Origin of the sequence: Paraburkholderia dilworthii (assembly GCF_000472525.1) — a bacterium.
GTDB classification, from domain to species: domain Bacteria; phylum Pseudomonadota; class Gammaproteobacteria; order Burkholderiales; family Burkholderiaceae; genus Paraburkholderia; species Paraburkholderia dilworthii.
This window is the reverse complement of the sequence record NZ_KI421431.1, coordinates 193,769-210,032: the sequence shown is the minus strand read 5'-3', so window position 1 is coordinate 210,032 and position 16,264 is coordinate 193,769. Positions and strand designations below refer to the sequence as shown.

Sequence of the window (16,264 nt, the reverse complement as noted above, 5' to 3'; positions counted from 1 at the left end):
TTGTAACGACGCCAAAGCGCCTATCTAATCCCGGCTCAACGTTGCTAGCTCGCCAGAACCTCGTTTGCGGTTTTCTTCCCCGAGCCGGCACGCGCTCGCCCGCTCCTGGTGCGCGTTGCACCACCGGCGCTCTGCAGATCGCGCATGAAGTTGTCGCGCCAGACGGAAACATTGTTCTCGCGCAATTGCGCCATCATGTCCCGATGACGCGCCTGGCGCTCCGCGAGCGGCATGTCGAGCGCTCTCGCAAGCGCATCGGCCATGCCGTCGATGTCCACGGGATTCACGATCAGCGCGCCGTCTAGCTCCTGTGCCGCGCCCGCAAAGCGCGACAACACAAGCACGCCTGGATTCTCCGGGTCCTGCGCCGACACGTATTCCTTCGCGACGAGGTTCATCCCGTCGCGCAGCGGCGTTACGTAGCCGACATGCGCGGTACGAAAGAGCGCAGCAAGCACCGAGCGTTCGTATTGTTTGTGGATATACAGAATCGGCGTCCAGTCCAGTTCCGCGAAGCGTCCGTTGATGCGACCCGACTCCCCTTCCAGTTGCAGACGGATGTCCTGGTAGGCGTGCATGTCGGCGCGGGTCGGCGGCGCGATCTGCAGGAACGACACTTTGTTGCGTTGTGCCGTGGCGTGCTCCAACAAGCGCTCAAATGCGCGGAAACGCTCGACCAGTCCCTTCGAATAATCGAGACGATCCACGCTCATGATCAGCTTGCGCGAATGCAGCGTCGCTTTCATCGTGCGCACCGGCTTGCCGCGCTCACCCGCCTTCGCGAGTTCGGCGATCTCGTCCGGATAGACGCCAATCGGGTAAGCCGCCGCGCGCAACGTGCGGCCAAACGCATGAATCGCGAGCGGCCCGGACGGCGACGCGTCGACCGTGCCGTTCGCCTCGTTGACGATGTAATCGCAGAACGCGCGCAGATCGGGCGCAGTCTGAAAGCCGAGCAGATCGAACGAACAGAGGGCCTGGACCAGTTCGAGATGCGGCGGCACGGCGAGCAGCACCTGCGAAGCGGGAAACGGAATGTGCAGGAAAAAGCCAATGCGATTCTTCACGCCGGCCGCGCGCAGCGCCTCGGCGAATGGAATCAGGTGGTAGTCGTGGACCCAGATCACATCGTCTTCACGCAGCAGCGGCACCAGTTGCTGCGCGAGCCACGCGTTCACGCGGCAATAACCCTCGAAGTCGTGCCGGTCGTACTGCAGCAGATCGGCGCGGTAGTGAAAAGCCGGCCACAGCGTTGCGTTCGAAAAGCCGCGATAGTACTGATCGTAGTCGCGGCGCATCAGCGCGATGGTCGCGAAAGCCACCGGGCCACGCTCTTCGAGTTTGATCTGCGGCTGGCCGGAGCTCAGCACATCGCCGCTCCAGCCAAACCACATGCCGCCGGTCTCCTTGAGCGCGTCGTACACGCCGACCGCCAGACCGCCCGCCGCCGGACCGCCCTCGGAGATCGGCGCAACCCGGTTCGAAACGATAATCAGTCGGCTCATGAAGCGCTGTCCCCGATGCAATATGGTGTTGTCGCACTACTTGATGCGCGGTATGAGCGTCGTGCGCTGGACGATGCGGCCGTCATCCGCCACGCGCCGCCGCAACTACCGTTTCGAGCCAGTCGAGCAACGCAGTCACGGACTCGACGCGCGCTCGCGCGGTCGTGTCGCCCGCGCCGACCTTGATCGACAGTCCGTCGCGCTCGTTGACGACGGCAAAGCCCTTTTCGTCGGTCAGGTCGTCGCCCGCAAAAACGGCCTTGCGTCCGACGAACGGCGGTTCGTCGAGGAATGCGCGCATTGCGCGGCCCTTGTCGACGTCTTTCGGTTTGATCTCATAGACCATCTTGCCCGGCTGCAACACGTACGAGTTCGGATAATCCGCGACGAGCCGCTCGGACGCCTCGCGCGCGACTGGCTCACGGTCCGGCGCATTGCGGTAGTGCAGCGCAAGCGCGGCGCCCTTGATCTCGAGCAGCATGCCGGGATTGGCGTTGACCACGTCAGCCAGCACCTGCTCCATGCGCAAAAGCCGCTCGTCGTGAAAGCCGATGCGTTGCGTGTCGCCGTTCGCGTCGCGCCGTTCGGCGCCATGCAGACCCGCAATCGGCAGATCGGGCATGCCAAGAAACGCGTCGATACTGTCGATGCCGCGCCCCGACACCACCGCGACCGCGCCGTTCGTCAGGCGTCGCAGGTCGGTGAGGAGTTCGATGACGCGAGGTTGCACCTGCACGCCGTCCGGCGTGGGCGCGAGTTCGACGAGCGTGCCGTCGAAATCGAAGAAAAACGCGGTCTCGCTCGGAGACAGGAAAGCCGGAAGTGCTTGCATCGGGTAATTTTGCCTTTCGGCCTTTTGCAGCCGGAAAAGTGTGCGCATCTTACCGCGCATCGATCAATTTTTCGAGAAACCAGGCCGTACCGCGAGCAGGACGGCGCCGTGCTCGCTCGAATTGCGTTCAAAATGGAAACGGTCTGGCTTCAGACAGCTTTCAGCCATGTGCGTCATATTGCCTCGCAAACCGCGCGCCGTAGGCCGCGAGCGACGCCTTCCGTCATTTTGCGATACAGTCGCACCCACATGAGCCATTGGCGTTACGACGATTTTTGTCCACTATCGCAAACGCTCGCCGCCGCAAGCACATGTTCAGGTTTCGGCGCAGCGAGAACGCGAGCGGCGACCATGCATCGCGCCGCTCTTCAATCGAGTCATTGATACCTGCTTTGTTCCCGATCCTCTCATTGCGACGGTTGCAACCGAATCCGGCGTCACCGCCCCGCGCCGGCCACCGCGCACGCGGGTTTGCGTCGACGGTCGCCATCGGCGCGCTCCTGGCCATGATCTCGCTTGCCGGCTGCACGAATCGCGCAGAGCCGTGGCATCTGACGAACGTGAGCGGCCATTTGCCCGACCTCGACTTCACGCTGACCGCCGACGACGGCCGTCCCGTCAACGGCGATTCGTTCAAGGGCCGCGCGGCGCTTGTCTATTTCGGCTACACGCATTGCCCGGACGTTTGCCCGGAAACCATGAGCCGGCTGATGCAGGTGCTAGGCAAACTCGGCCCCGACGCCCAGAAGGTGCGCATCCTCTTCATTACCGTCGATCCGGCGCGCGACACACCGCACGCCTTGCACGACTACGTCGGCGCGTTCGACCCGGAGCACGCCGAGGGACTGACCGGCACCGACTGGCAGATCGAATCGCTCGCGAAACGCTACCGCGTTGCGTATCAGATGGAAAAGCGCGACCCCAATGGCAGTTACGAAGTCACTCATAGTTCCGCCGTCTACGTGTTCGACGCGCAAGGCCGCGCGCGCCTGCTCGCCACCGATCACGACACGCCCGATGCGATCGCAGCCGACCTGCGCCGCATCGTCGATCAACGCTCCTGACCTTAAACCATGACACAGATCACAACGATCAGAACCCGCACGCTTTCCGCTCTTGCTGGCGCCTTCGCCCTCTCGCTCGCTTTCGCGGCTAGCGCCCACGCCGCCGGCGCGCCGGCGATTGCCGCGAAAAATGCATGGGTGCGCTGGCTGCCGAACAACCTGCCCGCGGCCGGCTATGTGACGCTCGTGAATTCCGGCGACAAGCCCGTCGATCTCGTCGATATTTCGAGCAGCGATTACGGCGACGCGATGCTGCATCAGACCGTCTCGAACGGTTCGTCGCAGAAGATGGTGATGGTCGACAAGCTGACGGTGCCCGCGCACGGCCAGGTTGCTATCGCGCCCGGCGGCTATCACGTGATGCTCGAAAACGCGAAGCACAAGATCGCGCCTGGCGACACCGTGCATCTGACACTGAAGTTCTCCGACGGCGCAGCGCTCGACACACCGTTCGCGGTGAAGTCGCCCGCGCAGGCCAAGTGAGCACGGCACGTCACGACGATTCGCCGCAATGAACCTGCTCTACTGGCTCGATCCCTGGGAATTTTCACCGACGGTCGTCATCGCCCTGCTGCTGCCCGCGATTCTGTTCGTGCGCGGCGCACGCAAGGCGAAGCTATCGGTGGCGCGGCGCGTTTCTTTCTGGTTCGGGCTGGTGGCCTTGTACGTCGCGTTGCACACGCGTCTCGACTATTTCTTCGAGCATGAGTTTTTCATGCATCGCGCGCAGCATCTCGTGCTGCATCATCTCGGACCTTTCTTTATCGCGCTGTCGTATCCTGGCGCGGCATTGCGTGCGGGCATTCCGTTCAACTGGCGCCGGCGTTTCGTGCGGCCCGCGCTTGCTATGCCGTTCGTGCGCAAGCTGCTCGATGTCGTCATGCATCCGGTCGTCGCGGTGACATTGTTCGTTGGCCTGATTTACTTCTGGCTGATGTCGCCGGTCCATTTTGTCGCGATGCTCGACTGGCGGCTTTATCGCGTGATGAACTGGAGCATGGTGATTGACGGCCTGCTGTTCTGGTGGCTCGTGCTCGATCCGCGTCCGGCGCCGCCCGCGCGTTTGTCGCCCGGCAAGCGCGTGCTGGTGGTGATCGCCGCGATTCCGCCGCAGATCATCCTCGGCGCGTTCATCTTCTTTACGCCGCGTGAGCTATATCCGATCTATTCGATCTGCGGCCGCGCGTTCACGTGGCTTAGTCCGATGCGCGATCAACAGATCGGCGGCCTGCTTCTGTGGATCCCCGGCTCGATGATGAGCGTGATCGGCGCGCTCGTGGCGTTGCGTCACTGGATGCGCCTCTCCGCACGCGGACGCGTGCGTGGCGAACGGCGTGCGACAGTGGCGAGTGCAACCGCGGCAGCAACTGCGAGCGCGGCTTCGTCGACGGCCCGCGGTCACCGCTGATGTGTCGGAGAACGTACGTCTCGCCGATCTCTTGCTGATCGCGGCCAGGACGCCTAGGCCGAACGCATCCAGACGTGCGGGATGCCGTCCTCTTCGTGAATCCCGGACACCGGCGCAAAACCAAACGCGCCGTAGAAACGTTGCAGATGCGCCTGCGCATGCAAGCGAATCGGCGTGCCGGGCCACTGCTTGCGAATATGCGCGATCGCGCGATCCAGCATTGCATTACCCAGACCGATGCCGCGAAATTGCGCAGTTGTCAGCACACGGCCGATGCGGATATCGCGATCGTCGGCGTCGGGTAGAAGCACGCGCAAATAGCCGGCCAACGGTGGCCGCGTTGTACGCGTAATAGCCGTTGCGGTTGGGTTAGCGTTTGCAGTTGCGTCAGTAGTCGCGCCGAATGCGAGTAAATGCCAGGCGTCGATATCGAGACCGTCGATATCGCCATACAGACAGTTCTGCTCGATCACGAAGACGGCGCTACGCGCGGCCAGCATCGCGTAGACCTCGGTGCTCGTGAGCTCATCGAACGTCTTCCAACGCCATTCGAGTTCCGCGAGCCTCGCGGCGGCGGTAAGTTGCGGTTTGGTCATGACAGGCTTTTAGAAAGAAGCGCGCCGTTACCGACGGCGGCGAATGCACGATTATGCCGCGCACCACGGCATCGAACCAGTCAGGTACTTACGCGCCCCGCCCGGCGCGCGCCTTCGACGCCTGCTTGTGGCTGTACATCGCGGGAAGCAATCGTGAACAGGATTGCATGCCCGCAGAAAGACACATCGCGCGGAAGTCTCGTTCACCGACAGGCCAACACACGACTTGAACCATTGCCGGTTTGCGTCGACGGGACTCACGAGCGCGATGGGCACGCCGAATAGACGCTTTGCGAGCCGCGTCAGGCGGTCGAAGCGCTCTTCGGGCGAACTGTCGAGAATATTCAGCGCGCGCAAGGTGTCGAGACGTGTGCTCGCGTTGCCGGGTGTCGGTGGCGCATGCATGTGTGTCCCCTGAAACCGTCTCGCGAAACTGCGGGTGGAGATCCGGCTGATTCCCTGGCGATTCGAGGCTTCTCAACCCTGCGATTTTACGCACGCACCGGCTTCAAAGACCGCCTGGACGGGTCGCGCGAGATGTTCAACGAGGTTACCCGGTCCGCATAGATGCAGCGCACCTATCACAACCAAGGTTCTTTCAGGTCGCGCGAGCAACGCGCTCACGCGCTCAGCCCACATGAGATTGCGGGCATCCAGAATCGCGTGCCGTATCTCGGGCAGATTGAACATCGGCGATTCGACGGCGATGCGATGCACGGCTGACAGGTCGCCGCCGAGCCACGCTGCATGCATGCGCTCGAGCGTGCGCTGCGGCTCGCTCAGGTCGGCCATTAGCACCGCGAGCGCCGCGCCAACTGCATCGAGCGGAATCGATTCGAGCACACTAGCCACTTCGCGCGCTGTCTCCAGATACTCATACGGCTTACCCTGCCCAATCGCCCAGCGGAGCATGCGCGGCTCGACGCCTTCGACAAGCTGCTGGAACAACGTAGGCGCGACGATCAGTGCGGCCCACGGATGCAGATCGGCAAACGGCGCCAACGGCCCTTCAGCGGGCCATGCCGCTTGCAGACGGGTCCATGCATCGGCGCAAAGCAGAGGCGCGAGGCGTTGCGCACCACTCTGAGGATCGGCTTTCAGGAAAGGCAGAATGGTCGGCGGGTCGGATTCGAAGACCAACGTTTCGGCCCAGTCATAGGCTTGCTCGACCCACGGCGGCGTTCTGCGGCTCGACGCGGGAAAGAGATGCATGGAGCCGAGCAGGCGCACGTTCGTGCCGATGATGTGTAGGTACATGCACGTTCAATGACAAGGAGCAAACCGGCATTGTGCGCCCCATCGGATCCGCATGGTGTCCGCGTGGTGTCCGCGTGCAGCATGCGCAGCGGCGCGCAAGGCCACTTACGCATCCAAACGGATGCGAAGGCGCAAAAAAGAAAAGCCCCGACATGGCGGGGCTTTTCTGCACTTCAACTACTGGAGGCGCGAGCCGGAGTCGAACCGGCCTAAACGGCTTTGCAGGCCGCTGCATAACCGCTTTGCTATCGCGCCGCAAGCGGATGGGAATCTAGCTACAGATTCGCTGATCTGTCTCGTGGACAACCGTCGGTCCACCAAACAAAAAGGGAAGCGTTGCTTCCCTGATGTATGGAGCGGGAGACGAGGCTCGAACTCGCGACCTCAACCTTGGCAAGGTTGCGCTCTACCAACTGAGCTACTCCCGCATTGCACTGCTTCGCAACGCCTTGCACTTTTACTTCGCCACACTACTTTTACTGAACAACGCGCTGCTTCAAATTCTGGAGCGGGAGACGAGGCTCGAACTCGCGACCTCAACCTTGGCAAGGTTGCGCTCTACCAACTGAGCTACTCCCGCGTATTACTGCTGCGTCACTGCTGTTCTACCGCTTAAAAAGGCTTACTGCGCCCTTCTTCCCTCTACTGCAACCGAAGTTTCAAACCGCGTGCATCGGAGAAACGAGATTATGGAGAAACGACCGAAACGTGTCAACCCCCTTTGCGAATCTCTTTAACTGAACAGATTTCACTCATGACGTGCTCAGATGCCGCCGCGATGCAAGCGAGCCGCGGTGGTCAGACGGCCCCGCCACGCTCTCGAATCTGCGGCCACGCGAGCTTCATGTAATAGAGCATCGACCAGATGGTGAGAAACGCCGCGAGATAAATCAGCCACAAGCCCCACGTTCGCGTGTCGATCGTCACGCCGCCGCCGAAGACCAACGTGCCGTGAAACAGCAGCATTGGAATCGCCACCATCTGGCAAGCGGTCTTGAACTTGCCAAGCGAGTTCACGGCAACGCTTTTGGACGCGCCGATCTGCGCCATCCATTCGCGCAGCGCCGAGATCGCGATCTCGCGTCCGACGATCACAAGCGCAATTGCCGAATCGATTCGCGCGAGTTGCACGAGCACGAGCAACGCGGCGGTCACCATGAGTTTGTCCGCGACCGGATCGAGAAACGCGCCGAACGCCGAGGTCTGATTCCATTTGCGGGCAAGGTAGCCGTCGAACCAGTCGGTCAGCGCAGCCAGCACGAAGATCGTCGCGGCCGCGAGGTTGCGGTGCGCGGGGCTCATCATCATGTCGGGCAAATAGAACACGCCGACGACCAGCGGGATCAGAACGATCCGCAGCCAGGTCAGGAAAATCGGGAAATTAAACGGCATGGGCAGGCGCAGCGTCTGACAGGAGAGATGCAATTGTGCCGTGTCGCAGTGCCTGCCACAAGCAAAGCGGCTCGGCGAGCGAAGCGCGCACCGTCCATCGCTTGCGCGAGTTACTGTGCGGGGACGGGTGCACGGAGCCTGGCCAGCTGCGGATGTCGGCCAGTGGACGGGGCTCGTAATGCGAGGCGCTGCGGCAAGACATTAGCCGCTGCGCCCAGCAACGGGCCCGACCCACGCGCCGCGAATCAATGCAATTGCCGGTAGATCTGCTCGGCTAGCGCCTGGGAAATCCCTTCGACGCTCGCCAGATCCTCGACGCTCGCCGCAATCACGCCGCGCAGCCCGCCAAAGCGCGCAAGCAGCCGCTGGCGCCGCTTCGCGCCCACGCCTTCGAGTTCTTCGAGCCGCGACGTCTGACGCGTCTTGCCGCGTTTCGCGCGCATCCCGGTGATGGCGAAGCGGTGCGCTTCGTCGCGGATCTGCGCGACGAGCATGAGCGCGGCACTTTCCTTGCCGAGTTCGAGCGGTGCCCGGCCGTCGGCGAAAATCAGCGTTTCGAGACCGACCTTACGCCCCTCGCCCTTCGCCACGCCGACCAGCATGCCGGTGTCCAGCCCCAACTCGGTGAACACCTGCCGCGCGATTTCGACCTGGCCCTTGCCGCCGTCGATCAACACGATAGAGGGCAAGATGCCACCCGCCGCGACGGGTTCAGCAGCCTCGGGCGTCAGCGACGGGTCCACGGCCGCGTCGCTTTGCAATTCGGCGGCTTCGTCCGCAGCATTCGCGGCGGCTTGCGCGACCATCTTCTCGTAGCGGCGCGTGAGGACCTGGCGCATCGCCGCGTAATCGTCGCCGGGTGTGATGCCGGTAATGTTGTAGCGCCGATACTCCGACGACTGCATCTTGTGATGGTGATACACGACGCACGACGCCTGGGTCGCCTCGCCCATCGTATGACTGATGTCGAAACATTCGATGCGCACATGCGCGAGGTCGTCGCACTCCATGCCGAGCGTGTCGGTGAGCGCGCGCGTGCGGGCCTGTTGCGAGCCTTGCTCCGACAACAGCCGCGCGAGTGCGAGCCGCGCGTTCTGCTCGGCCATTGCGAGCCACGCGCGCCGTTGGCCTTGCGGCTGGCGCAGCACGGTAACCTTGTGGCCGGCCTGCTGGATCAGCACGTCGACGAGTTCGCGCGTGGCCGGCGCGTGGCTGACCACCAGCACCGGCGGCACGCGATTGCCGAGATAATGTTGCGCGATGAACGCTTCGAGCACTTCCGATTCAATGCCGCCCGACGCGCGGCCTTTGCGCGGCTTCGCCGACCCCGAGGTGGCATCCGTGTCGAGCGCGTCTGCGTTGCCAGGATCGTCGCTGGAAATTTCGTTGGAAACTTCGCTGGAATCGTCGTCATCTTCTGGCGGCAGTTCCTGGGCGATCGCGAGCGCATCGGCCGTGTCGGACGATCGCGCTTCGCTGCTTACGCCGCTGAGGACATCTTCCCGCGCGGCCGAGCCCGCGTCCGACGCGACGCCGACCAATACGTCATCGCCGCTTTCGTCTTCAAGGCCGCCTTCTTCCGCCGTCAGCGCGCTTTCCACGTGCGCGGGGAAGTAGGCCTTGTCGCCCAGATGCCGGCCGCCGCGCACCATCGCGAGATTCACGCAGACGCGGCCGCCCAGCGCGACCACCGCGAGAATATCCACATCGCTATCGCTGCCGACTTCAATGGCCTGCTGATGCAGCACCGTCGATAACGAACTCATCTGATTGCGCACAGCCGCGGCCTGCTCGAACTTCAGCTCGCTCGCAAACGCGTGCATCTTCTGCTCGAGTTCGTTCATCACTTCGCCCTGACGGCCGAGCAGGAAGCGCGACGCATTGGCAACGTCGCGCGCGTAGTCCTCTTCGCTGATGTTCGCGACGCACGGCGCCGTGCAACGGCCGATCTGATGCAACAGACACGGCCGCGTGCGGTTGTTGAAAACGGAGTCCTCGCAGGTGCGCAACTGAAATACGCGTTGCAAGATCTGGATGCTCTCGCGCACCGCCCACGCGCTCGGAAACGGGCCGAAGTACTGGTTCTTGCGGTCCACCGAGCCGCGGTAATACGCCATGCGCGGAAACTTATGGCCGGTCAGCTTCAGATACGGGTACGACTTGTCGTCGCGAAACAGAATGTTGTAGCGCGGCGCGAGCGCCTTGATCAGATTATTTTCGAGCAGCAGCGCTTCGGCCTCGGAGCGCGTGACGGTGGTCTCGATGCGCGCAATGCGCGTCACCATCATCGCGATGCGTGGCGACAGTTGCGTCTTCGTGAAATAGCTCGACACGCGCTTCTTCAGGTCCCGCGCCTTGCCGACGTACAGCACCGCGCCGTGCGCATCGTAATAGCGGTAGACGCCGGGCAGATGCGGCAACTGGGCGAGCACTTTTTTCGGCTCGAAAGCGATGTTTGCTTCGGGTTCGGTCATGCAGGATCGGCTGATGGAACTGTCTCGCGGGCGGTCGCCCCGTTTGGCCACGGTTGGCCACGTGTGGCCCCTTCGGGTTCGCGCTCGAACGAGTCGGCGCGAGAAGATCGAACGGGTGCTTTAGAATCGCCAGTTTAGAACATTCCGCGTCCGCCCGAGCCTCGCCGATGCCCTCCACCGCGCCGCCCTCCGATCCAACCGCCGCGTCGCTTAACGAACCACCCGCAGCGATCGCATGCGATATTTTCTGCGCGGTGATCGATAATTTCGGCGATATCGGCGTGTGCTGGCGCCTCGCGCGGCAACTCGCGAGCGAGCACGGCTGGCAGGTGCGCATCTTCGTCGACGATCTGCATGCGTTCCAGAAGCTGTGCCCGTCGCTCGCACTGGATCGCGCGCGGCAGGCGGTCGGCGGGATCGTCGTCGAACACTGGCACACGCCGACGCATGCCGGCGAGACCCTCGAAGTGGCCGACGTAGTGATCGAGGCGTTCGCCTGCGAACTGCCGCCCATCTACGTGGCGGCGATGGCCCAGCGCGAGCGCGCGCCCGTATGGATCAACCTCGAATATCTGAGCGCCGAGGATTGGGTCGCGGACTTTCATCTGCGGCCATCGCCGCATCCGCGCTATCCGCTCGTCAAAACGTTTTTCTTTCCGGGGCTCGGGCCAGGCACCGGCGGCGTGCTGAAGGAACGGCATCTCGATGCCGCGCGCGCGGCGTTCGAGGCGTCGCCGGCGGCACGCAAAGCGTGGTGGCTGCAAACGGTGGGGCGTGCGCCGCCTGTCGGCGCGACCGTCGTTTCCTTATTCGCGTACGAGAACCCCGCCGTCGACAGTCTTCTCGAACAATGGCGCGACAGTGCCGATCCTGTCGTGCTGCTGGTGCCGGAGGGACGCATCTGCGGCGCGCTCGCGCGCTTTTTCGGAGTGCCTGAGTTCGCCGCCGGCGCTCATGCGGAGCGCGGAAGCTTGAGCGCGCACGGCCTCGCGTTCACCGAGCAATCCGGCTACGACGCGCTGCTATGGGCCAGCGACCTCAACTTCGTGCGCGGCGAGGATTCGTTCGTACGCGCGCAATGGGCCGCCAGGCCCTTCGTCTGGCACATCTACCCACAAGCCGACGACGCTCATCTGCCGAAACTCGGCGCCGCGCTTGCACATTACGCCCGTACGCTTCCGGCCGATGCACGCACCTCGCTCGCGCGCTTCTGGCACGCCTGGAATGGCACTGGCGAGCCGGACTGGGCCACACTGCTGCACCACTACCCGGCGCTACAGCGGCGCGCGATCGAATGGGCCGGCGAACTCGCGCAAGTCGGCGACCTCGTGGGAAATCTGGCCTCGTTCACAAAAAGTCAGTTAAAATAAGCGGTTATCCAACGGCCGACGACGCAAGCGCGGCCCGATCGCAGCAAAAATCCTGTTTGGTTGGCTCTTTGGCTCTCGGCTCCGGCTGTTAGCTCGTTTCACCGGCATCGAAAGATGCAATGCGCTGCTCGTTGAGCGCCGCAGCGGAAACGGCAGAGAAAAGCGCACTTCAGGACGCACGCTGCCGACCGGCGCCACTCGTGTACACGCCCGCATCGGGTAAAAAAGCAGGTAACGGACTCGCGGGAATTGCGGAACGCGTCGCATCGGCAACGCCACTGGAAACCTCGCAGCAAACCAACCACGCTTCATGCACCGCTTCGCGCCAGGCCGTCTCATCACGGCGCGGCGTAAAGCGCAGGAAACGTCGAAGCCGCTTGCGCCGTATGCCGTTGAGCAAAAGTTGAAGCTACTTATTTCGTACAGGACAGTTTTATGAAGACCGCACAGGAACTCCGCACCGGCAACGTCGTGATGATCGGCGCAGACGCAATGGTCGTGCAAAAGGCCGAATACAACAAATCGGGCCGCAACTCCGCCGTTGTCAAGATGAAGTTCAAGAACCTGCTGACCGGCGCAGGCATGGAAAGCGTGTACAAGGCAGACGACAAGTTCGACGTCGTCGTGCTCGAGCGCAAGGAAGTGACGTACTCGTACTTCGCCGACCCGATGTACGTGTTCATGGACGCCGACTACAACCAGTATGAAGTCGAAGCCGAAATGATGGGCGACGCGATGCACTATCTCGAAGACGGCATGACTTGCGAAGTCGTGTTCTACAACGAGAAGGCCATCTCCGTCGAACTGCCGACCACGCTGGTCCGCGAAATCATCTACACGGAACCGGCTGTCAAGGGCGACACATCGTCGGGCAAGGTGCTGAAGAACGCCAAGCTGAACACTGGTTTCGAACTGCAAGTGCCGCTCTTCTGCAATATTGGCGACAAGATCGAGATCGACACGCGTACGCACGAGTACCGTAGCCGCGCGTAAAGCGGCAAGTCCTCTGCCGGCGCGACGCAACGCGCGCTGGCAAAATTGAGAAGCGCCCAATTGGGCGCTTTTTCTTTTTTGCGCCGCCGGGTATTGTTGAGGAAAACTTTACCGGCAATTTTCTCCAAATTGCCTGTCGCGGTCCCCGATCTTGCCGCCTGAGGCCAAGGTAAGCCTTTGATATAGCAAGCCAAAGAGCATTGGCACAAGTCATGCTTGTGAGCCTTCACCTATGTCTTTCGACCGGAGATGCGGTATGAACAACGACATCGCTGAAGGCAAGTGGAAGCAACTGGTTGGCAAAGCGAAGGCTGCGTGGGGCGAATTGACCGACGACGAACTCACCCGGGCCGAAGGCCGCGCGGACCGGCTCGCCGGCCTGATCCAGGAGCGCTATGGCAAGAGCCGCGAGGACGCCGAGCGCGAAGTACGCCGTTTCTTCGACAACAATCGGGATTTCTGACATCAGTAGCGAAGTAAGTGCCGGTGCCCGTGCGGCGTCACATCGTGGCCGCGCGGATGCTGGTGGACTAGAACCGGGCGGGACGCGACGCAAATCAGCGAGCAGCCAATCGCCCTTCGGACAGCAAAGGACCAGAACTACGTGAGTCGACTCGCCGCCCGCTTCGCCCGGTGTCGTAGACCCCGGGCACTGCGTTCATGCCGACTGGAGGCCCGCTTTTGCGCCGCCCGGCTGACGCTGTGCTGGCGACGCATCCGACCGACAGTACCGGCCAGCCATCGTGCCCGCCTCGCGCGCGCCAGTCACGGCGCGGCGAAGCGGCTATTCCATCCATTTAAAAAGTTGCGCTCGCCATGCCACACGCCCTGATTGTTGAAGACGATCCCAATAGCCTGTCAGGTCTGTCCGCCATTCTTGCCGCCGACGGCTTTTCCGTCGACACGGCCACGACCATTGCCGAAGCGCGCGCCGCGCTCACGCGCTTCATTCCCGACGTCGTGCTGGTCGACCTAAACCTTCCGGACGGCAGCGGGCTCGATCTGTTGCAGCATCTGCCTGCGCAGCCGCCAGGCGGTGCATTGCCCGTCATCGTTATGACGGGCAATGCGACCGTCGAAAGCGCGATTGAGGGCTTGCGGCACGGCATCTGGGACTATCTGCTGAAGCCCGTCAATATTCCGCGTCTGCGCAGCCTGCTTGCGCGAATTCCGCGCCCGTACGAACTGACCGAGGAAGTTCAGACGCTGCGTGCGTCGCTGCGTCAACTCGGCCGTTTTGGCTCGATGCTCGGCCGCAGCGGCGCGATGCAACACGTCTACGACACGATCGAACATATTGCGCCGACGGAAGCGGCCGTGCTGATTTCAGGCGAAGCCGGCACCGGCAAGCAGGTGGCCGCTCGCACGATGCACGAGATGAGCCGGCGCCGCAAAGGCCCGTTTGTCACGCTCGATTGCCGAAGCGCGGGCAGCGTGGCGGCGCATCGGTCGCTGGATAGCGTGTTGTTCGGCCACGAACGCGGCGCGTTCAGCGGCGCGGAGCAGCGCGAGCCGGGCCTTTTCGAACAGGCGAGCGGCGGGACGCTCTTCATTGACGAAATCGCGGAACTGCCACGCGCTCAACAGGAAGCACTGCTGCGCGCGCTCGATTCGCAGACTTTCATGCGGGTCGGCGGCACGAGCCAGGTCGTGACCGATTTCCGGTTGATCGCGTCGACGCGCAAGGCCCCGCGTGCGGCAGTGGCCGACGGCAGCCTGCACGAAGACCTTGCACTGCGCCTCGAAGCTGCAGCGGTGACGCTGCCGCCGTTGCGCGAGCGCGGCGAAGATCCGCCGCTGATCGCGCAGGCGATTGTCGACGAATTGAACCACGACGCGGCCGCGCGCGGCACGTCGGACGTCGCCAAACAGATCGGGCCGAACTTTCTGCGTGAATGTCTCACGTACGAATGGCCGGGCAACGTGCGCGAGTTGGAAGACCGCGTGCGTCGCGCGTACCACGCGTCGGGCGATGTGCTGGAGTCGTTACGCGCCGACGAAGCGGGCTCCGTCAATGGCCGCGATCTGAACGGCAGCCGCGTTCAGGTTACGGTCGGCACGCCGCTCGCGGACGTCGAGGAAATGCTGATTCGCGCGACGCTCGACGCGGTAGGCGGTACACGCCATCGGGCGGCGTCGCTGCTCGGCATCAGTCCGAAGACGCTGTACAACAAACTGCAACGGATGCGGTTGAACTGACGCATGTTGCGCTTTGCGGGCTTTGGAGGCTTCAGGCGCTCGCGTGCGTATGTCCGATGAAAAACGGCGCCTCAAGTGAGGCGCCGTTTTTTTACTTACTGTCTTCGCCCGCCGTTCAGGCAAACGCGCTGCGCAGCAAAGCCTGCGCTTGCAGATATCGCGGCTCCGCCACCAGCTTGCTCCACTTGAGCGCCTTGCCGCGCGGGCGCATGCGCTTCACCCGCTGCTGCGACTCCTTCGACGGCGTAAAACGTAGTTCGTCCAGCACCTTTTCAGCCTGCTCGGGCTGGTTGCAGATCAGCACCATGTCGCAACCGGCCTGCAGTGCGGCAGTCGCGCCTTCGGTGAGTGTGCCGCCCTGACGCGCGGCTTCCATCGACAGGTCGTCGCTAAAAATGGCGCCTTCGAAGCGCAGCTTGCCGCGCAGGATGTCCTGCAGCCACACGCGCGAAAAGCCCGCCGGCTTCGAGTCGACTTGCGGATAAACCACGTGCGCGGGAATCACCGAGCCCAGCGACAACCCAAGCCAGTCATACGGCGCCACGTCGTCGCGCAGAATCTCGTCGAGCGAGCGCTCGTCGACAGGCATCGCGACGTGCGAATCCGCGTGCGCAAAACCGTGCCCCGGAAAGTGCTTACCGCAGTTGCTCATGCCGGCGAGCGCGAGACCGTGGTTGAGGCTTTTAGCGAGCATCGTCACGACGCGCGGATCGCTATGAAACGCTCGATCGCCGATTACCTGCGACTGCCCGTAGTTCAGATCGAGCACCGGCGTAAAGCTCATGTCGATGCCGCAAGCGCGCAACTCTGACGCGAGGATATAACCGACCGCGGTCGTCACCTTGGTGGCATGCAGAACGTCGCTGTCCCACAGCGCGCCAAGTTTGCCCATTGCCGGAAGCACGGTGAAGCCGTCGGTGCGAAAACGCTGCACGCGCCCGCCTTCGTGATCGACGGCGATCAGCAAGTCCTCGCGGATCGAACGGATCGAATCCGTCAGCGCGATGAGTTGCGCCCGGCTCTCGTAGTGGCGCGCGAATAGAATCACGCCGCCGGTCATCGGATGCGTGAGGCGGCGCTTGTCATCGTCGTTCAGCGTTTTGCCGACCACGTCGAGCATCACCGGTCCGGGATTGGTTTTCATCGAATTCCGTTTGAAGATTGCGTGGAGCAA

15 protein-coding genes, 3 tRNA genes and 1 pseudogene are annotated in these 16,264 nt (G+C 62.9%); 7 read left to right on the top strand and 12 right to left on the bottom strand.

Going from position 1 to position 16,264, the window contains the following annotated elements:
* Positions 1-44: 44 nt before the first annotated feature.
* The 3 genes from otsA to F759_RS43880 all read right to left on the bottom strand — a co-directional run bounded on the left by otsA (position 45) and on the right by F759_RS43880 (position 2,827).
* The gene (otsA, locus tag F759_RS0136665) at positions 45-1,505 is read right to left on the bottom strand and encodes an alpha,alpha-trehalose-phosphate synthase (UDP-forming) (RefSeq protein WP_027804106.1); all 1,461 of its coding nucleotides are present in this window, start codon (positions 1,503-1,505) and stop codon (positions 45-47) included.
* A gap of 82 nt (positions 1,506-1,587) precedes the next feature.
* Positions 1,588-2,337, bottom strand: a complete 750-nt coding sequence (otsB, locus tag F759_RS0136660; protein ID WP_027804105.1) for a trehalose-phosphatase — start codon at positions 2,335-2,337, stop codon at positions 1,588-1,590.
* 223 nt (positions 2,338-2,560) lie between these two features.
* Entirely contained in the window at positions 2,561-2,827 is a 267-nt protein-coding gene (locus tag F759_RS43880; protein WP_209440550.1) for a hypothetical protein, read from the bottom strand.
* Between F759_RS43880 and F759_RS0136655 the strand changes: the two genes are divergently transcribed.
* Genes F759_RS0136655 through F759_RS0136645 form a run of 3 tightly spaced genes read left to right on the top strand, consistent with a single transcriptional unit; the run spans position 2,730 to position 4,809 of the window.
* On the top strand, positions 2,730-3,401 hold the full coding sequence (locus F759_RS0136655; RefSeq protein ID WP_027804104.1) for an SCO family protein: 672 nt from the start codon (positions 2,730-2,732) through the stop codon (positions 3,399-3,401). The two genes, F759_RS43880 and F759_RS0136655, sit on opposite strands and share 98 nt — an antisense overlap.
* Before the next feature lie 9 nt (positions 3,402-3,410).
* A complete protein-coding gene (locus tag F759_RS0136650) occupies positions 3,411-3,884 on the top strand; it encodes a copper chaperone PCu(A)C (RefSeq protein WP_027804103.1) in 474 nt (157 codons plus the stop codon).
* Positions 3,885-3,912: 28 nt separating this feature from the next.
* Positions 3,913-4,809, top strand: a complete 897-nt coding sequence (locus F759_RS0136645; protein WP_027804102.1) for a cytochrome c oxidase assembly protein — start codon at positions 3,913-3,915, stop codon at positions 4,807-4,809.
* A 53-nt stretch (positions 4,810-4,862) separates the two neighbouring features.
* Here the strand turns inward: F759_RS0136645 and F759_RS0136640 are convergent, their stop codons facing one another.
* The 8 genes and pseudogenes from F759_RS0136640 to uvrC form a co-directional block, all read right to left on the bottom strand.
* The gene (locus F759_RS0136640) at positions 4,863-5,405 is read right to left on the bottom strand and encodes a GNAT family N-acetyltransferase (protein ID WP_027804101.1); all 543 of its coding nucleotides are present in this window, start codon (positions 5,403-5,405) and stop codon (positions 4,863-4,865) included.
* A 158-nt stretch (positions 5,406-5,563) separates the two neighbouring features.
* Positions 5,564-5,810: pseudogene (locus F759_RS0136635) on the bottom strand (GGDEF domain-containing protein); the annotation flags it as partial.
* Between the two features lie 72 nt (positions 5,811-5,882).
* Positions 5,883-6,662, bottom strand: a complete 780-nt coding sequence (locus F759_RS0136630; RefSeq protein ID WP_027804099.1) for a TraB/GumN family protein — start codon at positions 6,660-6,662, stop codon at positions 5,883-5,885.
* 181 nt (positions 6,663-6,843) lie between these two features.
* Positions 6,844-6,917: transfer RNA gene (locus F759_RS0136625), tRNA-Cys, on the bottom strand.
* 97 nt (positions 6,918-7,014) lie between these two features.
* Positions 7,015-7,090: transfer RNA gene (locus F759_RS0136620), tRNA-Gly, on the bottom strand.
* Between the two features lie 76 nt (positions 7,091-7,166).
* Positions 7,167-7,242: transfer RNA gene (locus F759_RS0136615), tRNA-Gly, on the bottom strand.
* Between the two features lie 218 nt (positions 7,243-7,460).
* Complete coding sequence (gene pgsA / locus F759_RS0136610; protein WP_027804098.1) at positions 7,461-8,054, bottom strand: CDP-diacylglycerol--glycerol-3-phosphate 3-phosphatidyltransferase; 594 nt, start codon at positions 8,052-8,054, stop codon at positions 7,461-7,463.
* 245 nt (positions 8,055-8,299) lie between these two features.
* Positions 8,300-10,528: an excinuclease ABC subunit UvrC gene (gene uvrC, locus F759_RS0136605; RefSeq protein ID WP_027804097.1), complete on the bottom strand. Its 2,229-nt coding sequence runs from the start codon at positions 10,526-10,528 to the stop codon at positions 8,300-8,302.
* 167 nt (positions 10,529-10,695) lie between these two features.
* On the opposite strand from uvrC, the gene earP reads away from it, so the two are divergent.
* The 4 genes from earP (at position 10,696) to F759_RS0136585 (ending at position 15,090) form a co-directional block, all read left to right on the top strand.
* Positions 10,696-11,898 carry an elongation factor P maturation arginine rhamnosyltransferase EarP gene (gene earP, locus F759_RS0136600; protein ID WP_027804096.1) on the top strand — a complete coding sequence of 401 codons (1,203 nt, stop codon included), beginning with the start codon at positions 10,696-10,698 and terminating at the stop codon, positions 11,896-11,898.
* A gap of 435 nt (positions 11,899-12,333) precedes the next feature.
* The gene (efp, locus tag F759_RS0136595) at positions 12,334-12,891 is read left to right on the top strand and encodes an elongation factor P (protein WP_027804095.1); all 558 of its coding nucleotides are present in this window, start codon (positions 12,334-12,336) and stop codon (positions 12,889-12,891) included.
* 256 nt (positions 12,892-13,147) lie between these two features.
* Positions 13,148-13,354 (top strand): CsbD family protein, encoded by a 207-nt coding sequence (locus F759_RS0136590; protein WP_027804094.1) that lies wholly within the window; start codon positions 13,148-13,150, stop codon positions 13,352-13,354.
* A gap of 353 nt (positions 13,355-13,707) precedes the next feature.
* Positions 13,708-15,090: a sigma-54-dependent transcriptional regulator gene (locus tag F759_RS0136585; protein WP_027804093.1), complete on the top strand. Its 1,383-nt coding sequence runs from the start codon at positions 13,708-13,710 to the stop codon at positions 15,088-15,090.
* Positions 15,091-15,205: 115 nt separating this feature from the next.
* Here F759_RS0136585 and nagZ read toward each other — a convergent pair whose 3' ends face one another.
* The gene (gene nagZ / locus F759_RS0136580; RefSeq protein ID WP_027804092.1) at positions 15,206-16,234 is read right to left on the bottom strand and encodes a beta-N-acetylhexosaminidase; all 1,029 of its coding nucleotides are present in this window, start codon (positions 16,232-16,234) and stop codon (positions 15,206-15,208) included.
* Between the last annotated feature and the right edge of the window lie 30 nt (positions 16,235-16,264).

Bases quoted from the DNA above. Each gene is read 5' to 3' on its own strand.
- F759_RS43880 (WP_209440550.1), bottom strand. From the start codon at position 2,827: ATGGCGACCGTCGACGCAAACCCGCGTGCGCGGTGGCCGGCGCGGGGC.
- F759_RS0136640 (WP_027804101.1), bottom strand. From the start codon at position 5,405: ATGACCAAACCGCAACTTACCGCCGCCGCGAGGCTCGCGGAACTCGAA.
- F759_RS0136650 (WP_027804103.1), top strand. From the start codon at position 3,411: ATGACACAGATCACAACGATCAGAACCCGCACGCTTTCCGCTCTTGCT.
- pgsA (WP_027804098.1), bottom strand. From the start codon at position 8,054: ATGCCGTTTAATTTCCCGATTTTCCTGACCTGGCTGCGGATCGTTCTG.
- F759_RS0136630 (WP_027804099.1), bottom strand. From the start codon at position 6,662: ATGTACCTACACATCATCGGCACGAACGTGCGCCTGCTCGGCTCCATG.
- earP (WP_027804096.1), top strand. From the start codon at position 10,696: ATGCCCTCCACCGCGCCGCCCTCCGATCCAACCGCCGCGTCGCTTAAC.
- F759_RS0136585 (WP_027804093.1), top strand. From the start codon at position 13,708: ATGCCACACGCCCTGATTGTTGAAGACGATCCCAATAGCCTGTCAGGT.
- F759_RS0136590 (WP_027804094.1), top strand. From the start codon at position 13,148: ATGAACAACGACATCGCTGAAGGCAAGTGGAAGCAACTGGTTGGCAAA.
- F759_RS0136645 (WP_027804102.1), top strand. From the start codon at position 3,913: ATGAACCTGCTCTACTGGCTCGATCCCTGGGAATTTTCACCGACGGTC.
- efp (WP_027804095.1), top strand. From the start codon at position 12,334: ATGAAGACCGCACAGGAACTCCGCACCGGCAACGTCGTGATGATCGGC.
- nagZ (WP_027804092.1), bottom strand. From the start codon at position 16,234: ATGAAAACCAATCCCGGACCGGTGATGCTCGACGTGGTCGGCAAAACG.
- otsB (WP_027804105.1), bottom strand. From the start codon at position 2,337: ATGCAAGCACTTCCGGCTTTCCTGTCTCCGAGCGAGACCGCGTTTTTC.
- otsA (WP_027804106.1), bottom strand. From the start codon at position 1,505: ATGAGCCGACTGATTATCGTTTCGAACCGGGTTGCGCCGATCTCCGAG.
- uvrC (WP_027804097.1), bottom strand. From the start codon at position 10,528: ATGACCGAACCCGAAGCAAACATCGCTTTCGAGCCGAAAAAAGTGCTC.